16 protein-coding genes and 1 tRNA gene are annotated in these 17,552 nt (G+C 69.6%); 11 read left to right on the forward strand and 6 right to left on the reverse strand.

The window, feature by feature from the left end; genetic code table 11:
• Positions 1–10 precede the first annotated feature (10 nt).
• From ACIBAE_RS20270 to ACIBAE_RS20300, 7 genes are all read left to right on the forward strand, one after another.
• Entirely contained in the window at positions 11–883 is an 873-nt protein-coding gene (locus ACIBAE_RS20270; RefSeq protein ID WP_399287195.1) for a hypothetical protein, read from the forward strand.
• 11 nt (positions 884–894) lie between these two features.
• A tRNA-Gln gene (locus ACIBAE_RS20275) sits at positions 895–965 on the forward strand.
• Positions 966–1,074: 109 nt separating this feature from the next.
• Positions 1,075–2,532, forward strand: a complete 1,458-nt coding sequence (gene glmU / locus ACIBAE_RS20280; protein ID WP_399287197.1) for a bifunctional UDP-N-acetylglucosamine diphosphorylase/glucosamine-1-phosphate N-acetyltransferase GlmU — start codon at positions 1,075–1,077, stop codon at positions 2,530–2,532.
• Between the two features lie 109 nt (positions 2,533–2,641).
• Positions 2,642–3,619 carry a ribose-phosphate diphosphokinase gene (locus tag ACIBAE_RS20285; protein ID WP_399287200.1) on the forward strand — a complete coding sequence of 326 codons (978 nt, stop codon included), beginning with the start codon at positions 2,642–2,644 and terminating at the stop codon, positions 3,617–3,619.
• A gap of 209 nt (positions 3,620–3,828) precedes the next feature.
• On the forward strand, positions 3,829–4,422 hold the full coding sequence (locus tag ACIBAE_RS20290; RefSeq protein WP_399287203.1) for a 50S ribosomal protein L25/general stress protein Ctc: 594 nt from the start codon (positions 3,829–3,831) through the stop codon (positions 4,420–4,422).
• Positions 4,423–4,547: 125 nt separating this feature from the next.
• Positions 4,548–5,144, forward strand: coding sequence for an aminoacyl-tRNA hydrolase (gene pth, locus ACIBAE_RS20295; RefSeq protein ID WP_399287206.1), 597 nt, complete (start codon positions 4,548–4,550; stop codon positions 5,142–5,144).
• A gap of 97 nt (positions 5,145–5,241) precedes the next feature.
• On the forward strand, positions 5,242–5,712 hold the full coding sequence (locus ACIBAE_RS20300) for a hypothetical protein (RefSeq protein WP_399287208.1): 471 nt from the start codon (positions 5,242–5,244) through the stop codon (positions 5,710–5,712).
• Between the two features lie 159 nt (positions 5,713–5,871).
• Here ACIBAE_RS20300 and ppc read toward each other — a convergent pair whose 3' ends face one another.
• Positions 5,872–8,601, reverse strand: a complete 2,730-nt coding sequence (gene ppc, locus ACIBAE_RS20305) for a phosphoenolpyruvate carboxylase (protein WP_399287211.1) — start codon at positions 8,599–8,601, stop codon at positions 5,872–5,874.
• Positions 8,602–8,814: 213 nt separating this feature from the next.
• Between ppc and ACIBAE_RS20310 the strand changes: the two genes are divergently transcribed.
• The 3 genes from ACIBAE_RS20310 (at position 8,815) to ACIBAE_RS20320 (ending at position 11,236) form a co-directional block, all read left to right on the forward strand.
• Positions 8,815–9,807 carry an acyl-CoA desaturase gene (locus tag ACIBAE_RS20310; RefSeq protein ID WP_399287214.1) on the forward strand — a complete coding sequence of 331 codons (993 nt, stop codon included), beginning with the start codon at positions 8,815–8,817 and terminating at the stop codon, positions 9,805–9,807.
• Complete coding sequence (locus tag ACIBAE_RS20315) at positions 9,807–10,502, forward strand: TetR/AcrR family transcriptional regulator (RefSeq protein WP_399287410.1); 696 nt, start codon at positions 9,807–9,809, stop codon at positions 10,500–10,502. Before ACIBAE_RS20310 ends, ACIBAE_RS20315 begins: the two co-directional genes overlap by 1 nt.
• A gap of 134 nt (positions 10,503–10,636) precedes the next feature.
• A complete protein-coding gene (locus tag ACIBAE_RS20320; protein WP_399287217.1) occupies positions 10,637–11,236 on the forward strand; it encodes a Uma2 family endonuclease in 600 nt (199 codons plus the stop codon).
• A 28-nt stretch (positions 11,237–11,264) separates the two neighbouring features.
• On the opposite strand, the gene ACIBAE_RS20325 is transcribed toward ACIBAE_RS20320, so the two are convergent.
• On the reverse strand, positions 11,265–12,089 hold the full coding sequence (locus tag ACIBAE_RS20325; protein ID WP_399287219.1) for a trans-aconitate 2-methyltransferase: 825 nt from the start codon (positions 12,087–12,089) through the stop codon (positions 11,265–11,267).
• 131 nt (positions 12,090–12,220) lie between these two features.
• Between ACIBAE_RS20325 and ACIBAE_RS20330 the strand changes: the two genes are divergently transcribed.
• Positions 12,221–12,718 carry a MarR family winged helix-turn-helix transcriptional regulator gene (locus tag ACIBAE_RS20330; protein ID WP_399287222.1) on the forward strand — a complete coding sequence of 166 codons (498 nt, stop codon included), beginning with the start codon at positions 12,221–12,223 and terminating at the stop codon, positions 12,716–12,718.
• Here the strand turns inward: ACIBAE_RS20330 and ACIBAE_RS20335 are convergent.
• The 4 genes from ACIBAE_RS20335 to galT all read right to left on the reverse strand — a co-directional run bounded on the left by ACIBAE_RS20335 (position 12,677) and on the right by galT (position 17,358).
• Complete coding sequence (locus ACIBAE_RS20335) at positions 12,677–13,528, reverse strand: LuxR C-terminal-related transcriptional regulator (RefSeq protein WP_399287226.1); 852 nt, start codon at positions 13,526–13,528, stop codon at positions 12,677–12,679. The two genes, ACIBAE_RS20330 and ACIBAE_RS20335, sit on opposite strands and share 42 nt — an antisense overlap.
• Before the next feature lie 508 nt (positions 13,529–14,036).
• On the reverse strand, positions 14,037–15,296 hold the full coding sequence (galK, locus tag ACIBAE_RS20340) for a galactokinase (RefSeq protein WP_399287413.1): 1,260 nt from the start codon (positions 15,294–15,296) through the stop codon (positions 14,037–14,039).
• 17 nt (positions 15,297–15,313) lie between these two features.
• Positions 15,314–16,306 (reverse strand): UDP-glucose 4-epimerase GalE, encoded by a 993-nt coding sequence (gene galE / locus ACIBAE_RS20345; protein WP_399287229.1) that lies wholly within the window; start codon positions 16,304–16,306, stop codon positions 15,314–15,316.
• An 8-nt stretch (positions 16,307–16,314) separates the two neighbouring features.
• The gene (galT, locus tag ACIBAE_RS20350; protein ID WP_399287232.1) at positions 16,315–17,358 is read right to left on the reverse strand and encodes a galactose-1-phosphate uridylyltransferase; all 1,044 of its coding nucleotides are present in this window, start codon (positions 17,356–17,358) and stop codon (positions 16,315–16,317) included.
• Positions 17,359–17,552 lie beyond the last annotated feature (194 nt).

The following is a 17,552-nucleotide window of genomic DNA, read 5'->3' on the forward strand; positions in this document are numbered from 1 at the left end:
GATCACCTACATGACAGCACTCAACAGCAAATACACCGACTTCGAAGGACTCCGGGAACAGGCGATCGCCCTGCGCAGGGAAGGCCTCAGCCTGCGCCAGATACGCGACCGCCTCCACATCCACAACAACGACATCCTCAACCGCCTCGTGAAGGGCGAACCGGCCCCGGAGTGGACCAAGCGCCCCCGGGCCAAGGACGACCAACGCGAAAAGGCCCGCGAGCTGCGTCTGAAGGGCCTCACGTACGACCGGATACAGCTGGAGCTGGGCTGCTCGAAGAGCTCGATCTCCCTGTGGGTCCGGGACCTGCCGAAACCGCCGAAACGCACTCCGGAGGAGGCGTCCGCGATCAGCAAGCGCGGCTGGGAGCCGACGATGAAGCGCCGCGAAGCCGAGCGCAGGGAGGCGAAGGAGCAGGCCGAACGGGAGATCGGCGTCATGACGGACCGGGAATTGTTCGTCGCCGGAGTCGCGCTCTACTGGGCCGAGGGAGCCAAGTCCAAGCCGCATCACCCCCAGGAGAGGGTGAGCTTCATCAACAGCGATCCGGAGGTGATCGAGACCTTCCTCGCCTGGCTCGATCTGGTGGACGTCGACCGGGGCCGGCTGCGTTTCCAGATACAGATCCATGAGTCGGCCGACGTGACCGCCTCCGAGCACTTCTGGGCAGGGGTCGTCGGGATCGACGTCACAGCGCTCAGCAAGACCACCCTCAAGAGGCACAACCCGAAGACGAACCGCAAGAACATCGGCGACAGCTATCACGGTTGCCTCAACATCCGCGTGCTGCAAAGCGCCGACTTGTACCGTCGCATCGAGGGCTGGTGGTACGGCATAGTAGGGGCTGCATCACGCGCGTCCGATCCAAAAAATCGGACATAGGCGGCAAACCATCCCGGGTCGTCTAATGGCAGGACAAATGGTTTTGGTCCATTGAATGAGGGTTCGATTCCTTCCCCGGGAGCCGCGAAGTTCGGGTCCTGACCTCACCGGTCAGGACCCGTCTTCGTTTCCGCCGCGAAACCCCCCGGTATCCTGCGGGTGTCCACCACCCGAAGCCGAAGGGCATTCCCGTGAGCGCCAACCGCCCGGCAGCCGTCGTCGTCCTCGCAGCGGGTGAAGGTACCCGCATGAAGTCGAGGACCCCCAAGGTCCTGCACGAGATCTGCGGGCGCTCGCTCGTGGGACATGTCGTGTCGGCCGCCCGTGAGCTTGATCCCGAGCACCTCGTCGTGGTCGTCGGCCACGCCCGTGAGCAGGTCGAGGGGCATCTTTCCGCCATTTACCCCGGCGTACGCACCGCCTTCCAGGCCGAGCAGAACGGCACCGGGCACGCCGTCCGGATGGCCCTGCAGGAGCTGGGGAGCACGCCGCACGGGACCGTGGTCGTCGTCTGCGGCGACACGCCGCTGCTGTCCGGCGAGACCCTGACCGCGCTGGCCACCACGCATGGCGCCGACGGCAACGCGGTGACCGTGCTGACGGCCGAGGTGCCGGACGCGACCGGGTACGGGCGGATCGTCCGGGACGGCGCGAGCGGCGCGGTCACGGCGATCGTGGAGCACAAGGACGCCACGGACGCGCAGCGCGCGATCCGGGAGATCAATTCCGGGGTGTTCGCGTTCGACGGGCAGCTGCTGGCGGACGCGCTGGGCAAGGTGCGTACGGACAACAGCCAGGGCGAGGAGTACCTGACCGATGTGCTGGGCATCCTGCGGGAGGCCGGGCACCGGGTGGGGGCGTCCGTCGCGGTGGATCACCGGGAGATCCTGGGGATCAACAACCGGGTGCAGTTGGCGGAGGCGCGGCGGCTGCTGAATGAGCGGTTGCTGGAGCGGGCGATGATGGCGGGGGTGACGGTGGTCGACCCGGCGTCGGTGTTCGTGGATGTGACGGTGACGTTCGAGCGGGACGCGGTGGTACATCCGGGGACGCAGTTGCTGGGTGTGACGCATCTGGGTGAGGGTGCCGAGGTGGGGCCGAATTCGCGGCTGAGGGACACGGCGGTCGGTGCGGGCGCGCGGGTGGACAACACGGTCGCTGACGGTGCGGTGGTGGGTGAGGGCGCTTCGGTGGGTCCGTACGCCTATCTGCGGCCGGGTACGCGGTTGGGTGCGCGGGCGAAGGCCGGCACGTATGTGGAGATGAAGAACGCGACGATCGGTGAGGGCACGAAGGTGCCGCATCTGTCGTATGTGGGTGACGCGACGATCGGTGAGTACAGCAACATCGGCGCGGCGAGTGTCTTCGTGAATTACGACGGTGAGTCGAAGCATCACACGACGATCGGGTCTCACTGCAAGACGGGTTCGGACAACATGTTTGTGGCTCCTGTCACGGTGGGGGACGGTGCGTACACCGCTGCCGGGTCGGTGATCACTCATGACGTACCGGCTGGTTCGTTGGCGGTGGCCCGGGGCCAGCAGCGGAATATCGAGGGTTGGGTGGCTCGGAAGCGCCCGGGGAGTGCGTCGGCGCAGGCTGCGTCGGCGGCTCGGGAAGCTGCGGGGAGGGCCGGGGGCGAAAGCTGACCGGAAACAGGTGCGTCGTTCTCGGCGTACCGTGATATCTGCACGATTCGGCTGGCTCGCAGGGACGCGCGGGTGCAGCGGCAGTCAACACGTCTGAGGAGACAGTGCTGTGACCGGGATCAAGACGACCGGCGAGAAGAAGCTGATGCTCTTTTCCGGCCGCGCCCACCCCGAGCTGGCCGAGGAGGTGGCCCAGTACCTGGGCGTCGGGATTGTTCCGACGAAGGCTTTCGATTTCGCCAATGGTGAGATCTATGTTCGTTATCAGGAGTCGGCACGTGGTGCGGACTGCTTCCTGATTCAGAGCCACACCGCTCCGATCAACAAGTGGATCATGGAGCAGTTGATCATGATCGATGCTCTGAAGCGGGCTTCGGCCCGGAGCATCACCGTGATCGTGCCGTTCTACGGCTATGCGCGGCAGGACAAGAAGCACCGTGGGCGTGAGCCGATCTCGGCGCGTCTGGTGGCGGATCTGATGAAGACGGCGGGTGCCGACCGGATTCTGACGGTGGATCTGCACACGGACCAGATCCAGGGCTTCTTCGACGGTCCGGTGGACCATCTGTTCGCGCTGCCGGTGCTGGCGGATTACGTGGCCGGGAAGGTGGACCGCTCGAAGCTGACGGTGGTGTCTCCGGACGCGGGCCGGGTGCGGGTCGCGGACCGCTGGTGCGACCGTCTCGGGGCGCCGCTGGCGATCGTGCACAAGCGCCGTGACAAGGATGTCGCGAACCAGGTGACGGTTCACGAGGTCGTCGGCAATGTGGCCGGCCGGGTGTGTGTGCTGGTCGACGACATGATCGACACGGGTGGCACGATCTGTGCGGCGGCGGACGCGCTGTTCGCGCACGGTGCGGAGGACGTCATCGTGACGGCGACGCACGGTGTGCTGTCGGGTCCGGCGGCGGACCGGCTGAAGAACTCGAAGGTCAGTGAGTTCGTGTTCACGAATTCGCTGCCCGACCCGGGCAATCTGGAGCTGGACAAGATCACGGTGCTGTCGATCGCGCCGACGATCGCGCGTGCGGTGCGTGAGGTGTTCGAGGACGGTTCGGTGACGAGCCTCTTCGACGACGAGGCGTGACGACGCGCGTGGACGCCTGACGCCTGGGGGCGTGGGTGATCGATTTCTGGGGCGGCCTCCCCGCCGGGTAGACTCACGGAGTTGCTCGGCGAGGGAGGCCGCACTTGTGTGCGGTGGATCCGTTATCGACGCGCTCTTCGTAGCAGGCCAGTCGTGGCCGGGTGACAGCCGCTTTTCTGTCACCTTCTACATCTACGAGGAGTGCCACCATGGCTGAGCTGAAGCTCACCGCTGAGGTCCGCAACGAGTTCGGCAAGGGCGCGGCCCGCCGTACGCGTCGCGCCAACAAGGTTCCCGCGGTCATCTACGGCCACGGCGCCGACACCGTCCACGTGACCCTGCCGGGCCACGACCTGATGATGGCGCTCAAGACGAAGAACGTGCTCATCGGCCTCGACATCGAGGGCCGCCAGGAGCTGGTCATCCCGAAGTCCGTGCAGCGTGACGCGATCCGCGGCACCATCACGCACGTCGACCTCCTCGCGGTGAAGCGCGGCGAGAAGGTCACCGTCGAGGTGGCCGTGCACACCGAGGGCGAGCTGGCCCCGGGCGCGTACCTGCTGGAGCACGTGCTCTCGACGCTGACCGTCGAGGCCGAGGCGACGCACATCCCGGACTCGGTGACGGTCTCCATCGCCGGTCTGGAAGCCGGTGCGCAGATCCTGGCGAAGGAAATCCCGCTGCCGTCGGGCACGACGCTGATCATCGACGAGGACGCTGTCGTCCTGCAGGTTCTGGCCGCGCAGGCCGAGGAGCCGGCCGCCGAGTCCGCCGAGGGCGCGACCGAGGGTTCCGCGGCCTGATCATCGGCCTGTCGGCCTGATGACCGAGCTGTTCCGTGCGGGGTGGTGGGCCGCGGCCCACCACCCCGTTCGTTTGTGTTCGTGATGATCCCTGACCGCCGGTATGGCGAGGAGACGCAGCGCTGATGACGACGGATGCCAACGCCCCTTGGCTGATCGTGGGTCTGGGCAACCCTGGTCCGGGTTACGCGGCCAACCGGCACAACGTCGGGTTCATGGTGGCCGATCTGCTGGCCGGCCGTGTCGGTGGTTCGTTCAAGCGTGCGCAGAAGGCGCAGGCTCAGGTGATCGAGGGCCGGATCGGGGCGCCGGGGCCGGCTCAGCGGCGGGTGGTGCTGGCCAAGCCTCTGTCGTTCATGAATCTGTCCGGTGGTCCGGTGGTGGGGCTGCGGGATTTCTACAAGGTGCCGACGGCGAACATCATCGCGGTCCATGACGAGCTGGACATCGATTTCGGTGCGCTGCGGGTGAAGCTGGGCGGCGGGGACAACGGGCACAACGGGCTGAAGTCGATGACGAAGGCGATGGGTCCGGAGTATCACCGGGTGCGGTTCGGGATCGGCCGGCCGCCGGGGCGGATGCAGGTGGCGGATTTCGTGCTGAAGGATTTCTCGTCGGCGGAGCGCAAGGAGCTGGACTACTTCGTGGACCGGGCGGCGGACGCGGTGGAGGCGTTGGTGACGGAGGGGTTGGAGCGCGCGCAGGGCGCGTACAACTCCTGACCTTGCCGGCGGCTCCTGGCTTTCTTCGGCGGGTACTCGCGGATCGTCGGATCGTCAGCTTGACCGCGTGCGTCCCTATGGCCAAGGATCGCGCCTCATGAAGCGGAGTTCGCCCCACCCCGTGCTCGTGTTCGGCCGCAGGGCCGCGATGGGCTGTGTCGCTGTCCTGCTCCTCTTCGCGGCTGTCCGGTCGTCCTGGGGGTCCGCGCAGCATGTGGTGCTCGCCCAGGGCCGCGAGCACGGCATGCTGACGGTCACGGGCTGCTCCGGTGAGGTCTGTACGGGGCCGTACGACCCGGAGGGGCCGGTGGGTCCGCGCGCGGGGATGACGATCGAGCGTTCCGTCGCCGTCCGGAAGGGCGAGCGGTTCGCGGTGGTGGTGAAGCCGGGCACGCGCGAGCTGGTCCGTACGGGTACGGCGGGTCTGCTGCATGCCTGGCTGCCGCTCGGCGGGGCGTTGTTGCTGGCGTCGCTGATCATCGGCGGTGGGCTGCGGCTGACGCGGACGGCGTGGGTGGCGGCGCTGGCGGGCGGGGCGCTGCTGGTGGCCGCGTTCTTCGCGCTCTGAGGTTCGCTCCGCCGGTTTCCGCGTACGGCGGGGACGAGAACTGCCCCGCTCCGGTGTGCCGGAGCGGGGCAGTCGTCGTAGCGGCGGGCAGTCGTCGTATCGGGGGGCAGGCGGGCAGTCGTCGTAGCGGCGGCCCGTGCCGGGTGGACGCCGTGGGTGTCAGCCGGTGTTGCGGAGTCCTGCCGCGACTCCGTTGACGGTCAGCAGCAGCGCGCGGGCGAGCAGCGGGTCCGGGGATTCCTGCCGTTCGGCCGCCGCGCGCTGGCGGGCCAGCAGGGAGACCTGGAGGTAGGAGATCGGGTCCAGGTAGGCGTCCCGGATGGAGAACGTCTGCTGGAGCACGGGGTTGGAGTCGAGCAGTTTCTCGCCGCCGGTGATGCGCAGTACTTCCTGGACGGTGAGGGCGTGTTCGGCCTCGATGTCGGCGAAGACGTGCTGGAGGTGGTCGGGGACGAGGGTGTCGACGTAGTGGCGGGCGATGCGCAGGTCGGTCTTCGCCAGCGTCATTTCGACGTTGGAGAGGAAGTTCTGGAAGAAGTGCCACTGCCCGTACATCTCGTCGAGCACGGTGTCGAGGCCGGCTTCGCGCAGTGCCTTGAGGCCGGAGCCGACGCCGAACCAGCCGGGCACGATCTGCCGGGACTGGGTCCAGCCGAAGACCCACGGGATGGCCCGCAGGCCGTCGAGTCCGGCTCCGGAGTCGGGCCGCCGGGAGGGGCGGGAGCCGAGGTGGAGGTCGGCGAGCTGGTCGACGGGGGTGGAGGCGAAGAAGTACGCGGGCAGGTCGGGGTCCTCGACCAGCTTGCGGTAGGCGCCGTGGGCGGCGTCGGAGACGGTGTCCATGGCCGCGTCCCAGCGGGCGAGGGCTTCGTCGGACTGGCGGGGCGCGGTGTGCAGGGCGGATGCCTGCAGGGTCGCGGCGACGGTCAGTTCGAGGTTTTCCCTGGCGAGGGACGGGATCAGGTACTTGTCGGAGATGACCTCGCCCTGTTCGGTCACCTTGATCTCGCCTTCGAGCGTGCCCCAGGGCTGCGCGAGGATCGCGTCGTGCGAGGGGCCGCCGCCGCGGCCGACGGTGCCGCCGCGGCCGTGGAAGAGCCGGAGGCGTACGCCGTGGCGGTGGGCGACGTCGCGCAGTCGCCGCTGGGCGCGGTGGATCTCCCACTGGGAGGTGGTGATGCCGCCGAACTTGGAGGAGTCGGAGTAGCCGAGCATGACCTCCTGGACGTCGCCGCGCAGGGAGACGAGCCGGCGGTAGGAGGGGTCGGCGAGCATGTCGTCGAGGATGACGTCGGCGGCGCGGAGCTCGTCGGTGGTTTCGAGGAGCGGCACGATGCCGATCTTGGCCCAGCCGCCGTGCAGGTCGAGCAGGCCGGCTTCGCGGGCGAGGACGGCGGCGGCGAAGACGTCGTCGGCGCCCTGGCACATGGAGATGATGTACGACTCGATGACCTCGGGCCCGAATCGTTCGAATGCCTGGCGGACGGTGTGGAAGACGCCGAGGGTCTTCTCGCCGGCGGCGTCGAGGGGGGCCGGGGTGGGGGCGAGGGGGCGGCGTGAGCGGAGTTCCTTGGCGAGGAGCTTCTGCCGGTAGTCGCGGGGCATGTCGGCGTAGCGCCAGGATTCTTCGCCGAGCCGGTCGAAGAGCTGTCCGAGTGCGTGGTGGTGGGCGTCGGCGTGTTCGCGGACGTCCATGGTGGCGAGCTGGAGGCCGAAGGCGCTCAGCGTGCGGATGGTGCGGTCCATGCGGCCGTCGGCGAAGAGTCCGCCGCGGTGTTCGCGCAGGGAGGTCTGGATGAGGGTGAGGTCGTCGAGGAGTTCGGCGGTGCCGAGGTAGTCGCGGCCGTCTTCGTGCGGGGTGTTCCTGGCGAGGCGTTCGCGGGTGTTGACGAGCTTCTGCCGGATGCAGGTGGCCTTGAGGCGGTAGGGCTCTTCGGCGTTGAGGCGCTTGTAGCGGGGGCTGATCTCGGGGAGGCGCGCGAGGTCGGTCTGGAGGGAGTCGAGCAGCTCGGCGGTGGCGCCGGTGTAGCGGATGGAGTTGGAGAGCAGGCCGCGCAAGTAGTCGATCAGTTCGAGGGCGTCGGTGATGCCGTGCTCGTGCTGGAGGATCAGCACTTCGCGGGTGACCTCGGGGGTGACGTTGGGGTTGCCGTCGCGGTCGCCGCCGATCCAGGTGCCGAAGGTGAGCGGGCGGGTGCCGGGGGGCAGTTCGACGCCGACGCGTTCGAGTTCGGCGCTGAGGTCTTCGAGGACGTCTCCGACGGCGCCGCTGTGCAGTTCGTCGAGGTAGTAGATGGCGTTGCGGGCTTCATCGGCGGGTTCGGGCCGTACGACGCGGAGTTCGTCGGTCTGCCAGATGAGGTCGATGGATTCGGCGAGCCGCAGGTCGTGGCGGCGGCGGTCGGAGGCGATGACCGGGGCTTCGAGCAGCTCGGCGATGCGGCGCAGTTTGTTGAGTACGGAGCGGCGGGCGGCTTCGGTGGGGTGTGCGGTGAAGACGGGCCGTACGTTGAGGTTCCTGACGGTCTCGCGCAGGTGCTCGGGGTCGGCGTCCTTGAGCCGGTCGGCGGTGCGGGCGAGGAGTCCGCCTTCGGCGGCGCGGCGTTCGCGCATCTCGCGGCCGCGGTGGACCTGTTCGGTGACGTTGGCGAGGTGGAAGTAGGTGGAGAAGGCGCGTACCAGTTTGGCCGCGGTGTCCAGGTCGGTGGCACCGAGCAGTTCGGCGGCGGCTTCGCCGTCCTCGCGCGTCAACGCGCGGACCCTTTCGACGAGCTCGAGGAGCTCGGGTCCTTCCTGGCGTACGAGTGTCTCGCCCAGCAGGTCACCTAGACGGCGGATATCTGAGCGGAGCTCCGCGCTGGCGGAGGGGGTCTGGTCGGCACTGCTCACAGGTGCGGCTCCTTGCAGTGTTTGAGCACGTCTGGAGGTTTCTGGAGACTTTGGCGGACCGCGCTGTCCGACTACACCAAGGATAGGTGTCCTTCCCCTGGCGTTATCCACAGGTCTCATGTCGCGCCGTTGGTCGCTGCCATACTTACGATGCCGTAGGTTACGCACCCGTATCCGGGCATCTGCCGTATTCCTCACCACAGGGGACCTCCCATGAACACGACCCCCGATGACGTGATCGACGATTCCTCCGCACCTCCGCCAGCGGGCGCCCCGCTGCCTTCCGCCACGCTCGGCGGGGACAGCAAGGGGTCCATCGAGCAGTTCGCCCTGCTCCTCTTCATCGTCGTGCCGTTCCTGGCCCTGTTGGCGGCGGTGCCGCTGGCGTGGAGCTGGGGGGGCGTGAGCTGGCTCGATCTGGCTCTGATGGTGGTGATGTATTACGTGGGCTGCCATGGCATCACGATCGGTTTCCACCGCTACTTCACCCATGGTTCCTTCAAGGCGAAGCGTCCGCTGCGGATCGCGCTGGCGGTGGCCGGTTCGCTCGCCGTGGAGGGGCCGCTGGTCCGCTGGGTGGCGGATCACCGCAAGCACCACAAGTTCTCGGACGCGGAGGGCGACCCGCACTCGCCGTGGCGGTTCGGTGAGACGCTGCCGGCCCTGATGAAGGGGTTGTGGTGGGCGCACATCGGCTGGCTGTTCAACGAGGAGCAGACGCCGCAGCAGAAGTACGCGCCGGATCTGATCAAGGACCCGGCGATCAGGGCGGTGTCGCGCCAGTTCGCGCTGTGGACGCTGGTGTCGCTGCTGATCCCGCCGCTGGTGGGCGGGCTGGTGACGATGTCCTGGTGGGGTGCCTTCACGGCGTTCTTCTGGGGTTCGCTGGTCCGGGTGGCGCTGCTGCACCACGTCACCTGGTCGATCAACTCGATCTGTCACGCGGTGGGCAAGCGTCCGTTCAAGTCCCGTGACCGGTCGGGGAACGTGTGGTGGCTGGCGGTGCTGTCCTGCGGTGAGTCGTGGCACAACCTGCACCACGCGGACCCGACGAGCGCGCGGCACGGCGTGCTGCGGGGCCAGATCGACTCCAGTGCGCGGATCATCCGCTGGTTCGAGCAGCTGGGCTGGGCGACGAACGTCCGGTGGCCCAGTGCTGAGCGGCTGGACTCCCGGCGCGAGAGCGCGTCCACCAACGCGGCATGATGGGCATCGTGGCGAGCGACGGTGGTACGAGCAGCACGGGCGGCATCGAGAAGGGCCGGCCCCCCGCGGGCCGGCGTGCCCGCCGTGTCCGTATGACCGGCGCGGAACGCCGCGAGCAATTGCTGGACATCGGTCGCACCGTGTTCGCCGAGAAGGGTTTCGAGGCGGCGTCGGTCGAGGAGATCGCGGCGAAGGCCGGGGTCTCCAAGCCCGTCGTCTACGAGCACTTCGGCGGCAAGGAGGGGCTGTACGCGGTGGTCGTCGACCGGGAGATGCGCCAGCTGCTGGACATGGTGACCGGCGCGCTGACCGCCGGCCACCCCCGGGAGCTGCTGGAGCAGGCGGCGTTCGCGCTGCTCGATTACATCGAGACGTGTACGGACGGTTTCCGCATCCTGGTGCGTGATTCGCCGGTCGCGCAGTCGACGGGGACGTTCGCGTCGCTGATCAGCGATATCGCGACGCAGGTCGAGGACATTCTGGGTATGGAGTTCAAGGCCCGTGGCTTCGATCCGAAGCTGGCGCCGCTGTACGCGCAGGCCCTGGTGGGCATGGTGGCGCTGACGGGCCAGTGGTGGGTGGACGCCCGCCGCCCGAAGAAGTCCGAGGTGGCGGCGCATCTGGTGAATCTGGCCTGGCACGGGCTGGAGGGCCTGGAGCCGAAGCCGCGGCTGATCGGCCACCGCAAGTGCTGAGCGGGCGCTGAGTGACGGCGGGGGCGCCGTTGGGGTCATCCTGGGGGGGCGCGGTCACTCGTTGTGATGACACGTCCGGATTCCGGCCGCTACCGTGAAGGGGCAGGCCGAGAATTCCGTCCATGGGAGGAATCATGACCGCCGAGCCAGTCAGGGCCGCACATCAGTGGCCTGTGCCCCCGCAGGACGGCTACACCGTGGACGACCTGTTCACCCTGCCGGGACTCCCGTCCCATACCGAGCTGATCGACGGGAGTCTCGTCTTCGTGAGTCCGCAGCGCTATTTCCACGCTGAAATGATCGACCTGCTGAAGTCCGGCCTGCGCCGGACGGCACCCCCGGATCTGAAAGTGATCCGCGAGATGACGGTCGTGCTGGACCGTCGCAACGGTCCCGAGCCCGACGTGACGGTGGTCCGTGCCGAGGCGGTCACGGGTCTGGATCAGACCAGTTTCGCGGCGGCCGACGTGGTTCTCGCCGTCGAGGTGGTCTCGCCGGACTCGGAGGCCCGCGACCGTGAGGCGAAGCCGCACAAGTACGCGGCGGCCGGCATCCCGAATTTCTGGCTGGTCGAGGTGGCGGGCGCCGACCGGCACCCGGTCGTGCGGGTCTACGAGCTGGATCCGCTGTCGAAGTCGTACGCGCTGACGGGTATCCATCACGACCGGCTCAAGACGGGCGTCCCGTTCACCATCGATCTGGACATCACCCTGGACGCGCTGAACGAACTCTGACCGGACCGGCGGCCCGGCGGACCGGCGGTCAGTGCGGCCGCCGGGCGATCGCGAAGATGCGGCGGAACGGGAAGACCGTGCCGCCGGGGCCGGGCGGGTAGGCCTCGTGGAGCAGGTCGCGGTATTGAACGGTGAATTCCTCCCTGGCCTTCTCGTCGTCGTCGAGGGCGGTGAGGACGGGGCGCAGGGCGGTTCCGCGTACCCAGTCCAGGACCGCGTCCTCGCCGGTGAGGAGCTGGAGGTAGGTGGTCTCCCAGATGTCCGTCTCGCAGCCGAGGGCGGTGAGGCGGGCGAAGTAGTCCGCGGGCTCCAGGACGTTCCCGGCGGGCCGTGTCCGGTCGGCGAGGCGGTCGCGCCAGCGCTCGGAGTCGCACAGGGCGGCGAGCAGGGTGTGGCTGGGGGCCGTGAAGTTGCTGGGGACCTGGAAGGCGAAGGTGCCACCGGGGGCCAGGGCGCCGGTCCAGGTCGCGAAGGAGTCGGGGTGGCCGGGCATCCACTGCAGGGCGGCGTTGGAGACGATCAGGTCGTACGGTTCGGCGGGCGCCCAGTGCGTGGCGTCGGCGGCCTGGAAGTCCAGTGTTCCGCCGCCGGGGGTGGGCCCCGCGTACTGGTCGCGGGCACGGTCGAGCATCTCGGGGGAGTTGTCGAAGCCGGTGATGCGGGCGGCCGGCCAGCGGCCGGTGAGGAGCGTGGTGACGTTCCCCGGGCCGCAGCCGAGGTCGGCGATCCTGGCGGGGCCGCCGCTGCCGGAGGGCAGCTCGGGGATATGGGCGAGCAGGTCCAGGAAGGGGCGGGTGCGGTGGCCGGCGTGCTTCAGGTACTGATCCGGATCCCAGATGGGCGTCGAATGCATGTGCTACCTCCCGTGTGGATGTGGGGTGGCCAGGCGGAATGGGCCGCCCGCCCCGTCACGGTCCACCCTGCACCCGGGGATATCTTGACGTCAAGAGACTTCATGTCGAGGGACCCTCTACACTGATGTTCATGGAGGACGAGGTCGACCGACTGGTCGCAGCATGGCGCCGAGAGCGCCCCGACCTCGACGTGGAACCACTCGAGGTGCTCAGTCGTGTCAGCAGGCTGGCCCGGCACCTCGACCGCGCGCGCCGGCTGGTGTTCTCCGAACACAGCCTGGAGCCCTGGGAGTTCGACGTACTGACCTCGCTGCGGCGCGCGGGGGCGCCGTATCAGCTCTCCCCGGGCCAACTGCTGACGCAGACCCTGGTCACCTCGGGCACCATGACCAACCGCATCGACCGGCTGGCCAAGAAGGGCCTCGTCGAGCGGCTGCCCGATCCCAGCGACCGGCGCGGGGTGCTGGTCCGGCTCACCGCCGAGGGACAGGAGCGCGCGGATCAGGCGCTCGCCGGGCTGCTGGCCCAGGAGCGCGCGATCCTCGCCGAGCTGTCCCGCGCCCAGCGGGGCGAACTCGCCGGCCTGCTACGCCAGTTGACCGCCCCGTTCGACAACGTCCCCAGCTAGCTCCGGTCCGGGCGATCTCGCGGCCCCGGCAAAGACCGGCCGGACAGGGCCTGGCGAGGCAGGTCCGACCCCGGCCCGGCGGGCCAGGGCGACGGCGGCCAGCGTGGAGTGCACACCCAGCTTTCCCAGGACGTTCTGCATATGGGTGCGGACGGTGTGCGGGGAGAGGAACAGACGCTCGGCGACGGCTTTGCGGCCCAGTCCGGCCACCATGCAGCGCAGCACCTCGGCCTCGCGCGGGGTGAGCGACTCGACGAGGAGCTCGCTGTCCGTCCGGTGCTTGCGCGCGGCCGTCAACTCCCGGAGTACGCCGGTGAGCAGGGCGGGTGGCAGGTGTGTCTCGTCGCGCAGGACGCCGCGTATCACCGCGAGCAGCCGTTGCAGCGAGCAGTCCTTCGCGACCCAGCCGGTGGCGCCCGCCTGGAGCGCCAGCGCGGCGCGGGTCGGGTCGTCCTTCTCGGCGAGTACGACCGTACGGACGGACGGACGGCCGGAACGGACCCCCGCGACCAGTGAGATGCCGTCGGCCGGCGCCGCCTCCCCGCTGTCCGGCGCGGCGCGGGCGACCGGCACCTGAACCGGTCCCGCGGCCACGCCGGGTGCCGCACCCGCGACCGTGCCGAGGTCGCCGTCGACGAGCATCACATCGAATCCGCGCCCCTCGGCCGCGGCGCGTTCCAGACACCGCAGCGCGGCGGGACCGCTGCCGGCCGCCGCGACGTCCACGTCGGGCTCGGCCGCGAGTGCGGCCGCGAGCGACTCGGCGAAAATACGGTGGTCGTCAACCACCAGAACCCTGATACGTACCAATCGACACCCCCAGAAGGCGGGGAGCGGACGGCGCGGGCACGCCGCCCGGTGCGCGGTGGTACGTCAGTGGCACGGCCGCCGCCGTGTGATGACCGCTACCCCACCCCGGGCGTCGTACCCGACTTGTCTCCACCCCTGATCAGCACCGGCCCCCACCGGTGCTGTGCATCAGCGTACGGCGGTGGACCCGGGGCGGAAGGACATTCACAGAACTCGTGGGGGGCCCTGTTCAGGGTGGGGCTCGTGTTCCGTACCGAGACAGAAGTCCACAAGGACGGCGTGCCCTGCTCGGCGAGCGGCCGGCCACACCGGGAGGACCGCCCGGCCGCCGCAGGGGCGCGGTGCGACAGCCCTCCGGGCCAGGAAGTCCGCCCGCACGGGTGGCTGTTGGAGGAGCCCAGGGGTGTCCTGGCCGGGGGTGTCACGGGCCGGGGGTGTCCTGGCCGGGGGTGTCACGGGCCGGGGGTGTCACGGGCCGCACCCAGCTTTCCGCTGCCCCGCTCCCCGGTCACGACACCCGGCGCGCGCCTCTCGACGGGACCGCCGGGAAGATCCTCGGCCGCCGGTGACCCGCCGCCGCGAAGGACTCCGCGACCGAGCCGGCCACCGCGTCCGCGTCGGCCTCCGCCACCAGGACGATCGCCGAGCCGCCGAAGCCGCCGCCCGTCATGCGGGCGCCGAGGGCGCCGGCGTCGACGGACGCGCTGACCGCCAGGTCGAGTTCGGGGCAGGAGACGCGCAGGTCGTCGCGGAGGGAGGCGTGGCCCTCGACGAGGAGCGGGCCGACCGCCCGGACGTCGCCCGCGTCGAGGAGGGCGATGACCTGTTCGACCCGGTGGTCTTCGCTCACGACGTGGCGGACGTAGCGGCGGACGTTCTCGCCCTCGTCCGCGAGCCGGTCGAGGGCGCCGGGCAGTTCCTCGTACGGGATGTCGCGCAGCAGGTCGACGCCGAGGGCCCGCGCGCCGGTCTCGCAGCCCGCACGCCGCTCGGCGTAGGCGCCGTCGCCGAGCGCGTGCTTGACGCGGGTGTCGACGACGAGCAGCTGGAGGCCGTGGGCGGCGAGGTCGAAGGGCACCTGGTGCTGGGTGAGGTCGCGGGTGTCGAGGTACAGGGCGTGCCCGTCGGTGCAGCAGGCCGAGGCCATCTGGTCCATGACGCCGCACGGGACGCCGACGAACGCGTTCTCGGCGCGTTGCGCGAGGACCGCCAATTCGGGTGCGGTCAGGCCGAGTTCGTAGAGGTCGTTGAGGGCGAGCGCGGTGACGACCTCCAGGGCCGCGGAGGAGGACAGGCCCGCGCCGGTCGGGACGGCCGAGGCGAGGTGGAGATCGGCGCCGGTGACCGGGTGACCGGCCTCGCGCAGCGCCCAGACGACGCCCGCCGGGTACGCGGCCCAGCCGATGTCCTGGCCGATGCCCCGGCCGGTGCCCCCGCCGCTGTCCTGACCCGTGTCCCCGCCGCTGTCCTGACCCGTGTCCCCGCCGCTGTCCCCGCCGCCGTCGGCCGGTGCGAGACCGGCGACATCGAGCTCGATCACGCCCCGGGAGACGTCCGCCGAGTGCAGCCGCAGAAGTCCGTCCGTACGGCGGGAGACCGCGGCGACCGCCGTGTGCGGCAGCGCCAGCGGCATCACGAAGCCGCCGTTGAAGTCGGTGTACTCGCCGATCAGATTCACCCGGCCGGGGGCCTCCCAGACCCCTTCCGGCGCTGCCCCGTACAGCTGGCGGAACCGCTCGGCCACGCTCTCCCCGGCCACCTGGGCCATGTGCGCCTGGGCCACGCTCACTCGTGTGTCTCCGTACGCTGTGCGAACGCCCACGCGTCCGCGACGATGCCCGCCAGGTCGGCACGGCCCGGGGTCCAGCCGAGGCGGCTGTGGGCCGTCGCGGCGGAGGCGACCAGGACGGCGGGGTCACCGGCGCGGCGCTCCGCCACGATCTCCGGGACGGGATGCCCGGTGACCTTCCGTACCGTCTCGATGACCTCGCGGACGGAGAATCCGTTGCCGTTGCCGAGGTTGCAGATCAGGTGCTCGCCGGGGGTGGCCGCGTCCAGCGCGCGCAGGTGCGCGTCGGCGAGGTCCGCGACGTGGATGTAGTCCCGCACGCAGGTGCCGTCCGGCGTCGGGTAGTCCTCGCCGAAGACGGAGATGGCCTCGCGCCGGCCGAGGGCCACCTGGAGGACCAGCGGGATGAGGTGCGATTCGGGGTCGTGGCGCTCGCCGTGTTGTCCGTACGCCCCGGCCACGTTGAAGTAGCGGAGCGAGACGGCCGCGAGTCCGTGCGCGGCGCACTCGCCGCTGATCATGTGGTCGACGGCGAGTTTCGTCGCTCCGTACGGATTGGTCGGGGCGGTCGGGTCGGTCTCGGTGATGGGGGTGGAGACCGGCTCGCCGTAGGTCGCGGCGGTGGACGAGAAGACCAGGGTGCGGACCCCGGCGGAGCGCATCGCGGCGAGCAGCGCCATGGAGCCGCCGACGTTGTTGTCCCAGTACTTCTCCGGGTGGACGACGGACTCGCCGACCTGGGAGGACGCGGCGAAGTGCAGGACGGCGTCGTACGAGGGGTCCAGCCATGCGGCCGCGTCCTGGACGCGGCCCTCGATGAATTCGGCGCCCGCCGGGACTCCCTCGCGGAAGCCGGTGGAGAGGTCGTCGAGCACGGTCACCGTGTGACCGGCCGCCAGCAGGTGTGCCGCGACCACGCTGCCGACATAGCCCGCACCGCCCGTGACCAGGTACTTCGAGGGGTCGGGGGTCGTTCCCGGGGAAGACATGGCGTCGCTCACTCGCTCGCTACCTCTCGGAGTCGTTCCGCCGCCGCTTCCGGCGGAACATCGTTGATGAACACACTCATGCCGGATTCTGAACCCGCCAGGAACTTCAGCTTGCCCGAGGTGCGGCGGACGGTGAAAAGCTCAAGATGAAGGGCGAAGTCGTCGCGTCCGGCGGCCCGGAACGGTGCCTGGTGCCAGGCGGCGATGTAGGGCGTCGGCGGTTCGCCTTCGCCGAAGATCCGGTCGAAGCGCCGCAGCAGTTCCAGGTACAGCCGGGGGAATTCCGCGCGCGCCGCGTCGTCGAGTGCCCGCAGATCGGGCACCCGGCGCTTGGGGTAGAGGTGTGCCTCGTAGGGCCAGTGCCCCGCGTACGGGACGAACGCGACCCAGTGCTCGCCCTCCAGCACGACCCGGGTGCCCGCGGCGCTCTCGCGCCGGACGACCTCGTCGAAGAGGTTGCGGCCGGTCGCTTCCTTGTGTGCCCGTACCGAACGCAGCATCAGTTCGCTGCGCGGGGTGACGAAGGGATAGGCGTAGATCTGTCCGTGCGGATGGCCGAGGGTGACGCCGATCTCGGCGCCCCGGTTCTCGAAGGCGAAGACCTGCTCGACCTGGGCCAGTCCGGCGAGTGCTGCGGTGCGGTCGGTCCATGCCTCCAGGACCAGGGCGGCCTGTTCCTCGGTGAGGTCGGCGAACGAGGCGTCGTGGTCGGAGGTGAAGCAGACGACCTCGCAGCGTCCCGCGTCCCCGGCGAGCGAGGGGAAGCGGTTCTCGAAGACGGCGACGTCGTAGTCGGAGTCGGGGATCTCGCTGAGCCGGCCGTCGCGGGAGGGGCAGAGCGGGCACTCGTCGGCGGGCGGGTGGTACGTACGGCCCTGGCGGTGCGAGGCGATGGCCACCGCGTCGCCGATCAGCGGGTCGTGGCGGATCTCCGAGGTGGTGGAGATCGGGTCGAGGGGCCGGCGGTCGACGGCGTCGCGCACGGTGTCGTCGCGGGAGTCGTAGTAGATCAGCTCGCGTCCGTCGGCGAGCTTCGTCACCGTCTTCTTCATCGGTCGCCTCTCAGGCTCACACGCACACCCATCAGCACGTCCACACGCACGTCCACACGCACCCACACTTCAACAGAATCACACATAACAAATCACAAGCCAACAGTGGCGTCAACGGTCCGGCGCTGGGCAGACGAGCAGACGCCTCGGCCGGACGCCCGCGCCCGGTGCGGGGTTCCGGCGGAGTTATTTCT

Source organism: Streptomyces sp. NPDC051569 (assembly GCF_044454085.1).
Lineage (GTDB): Bacteria > Actinomycetota > Actinomycetes > Streptomycetales > Streptomycetaceae > Streptomyces.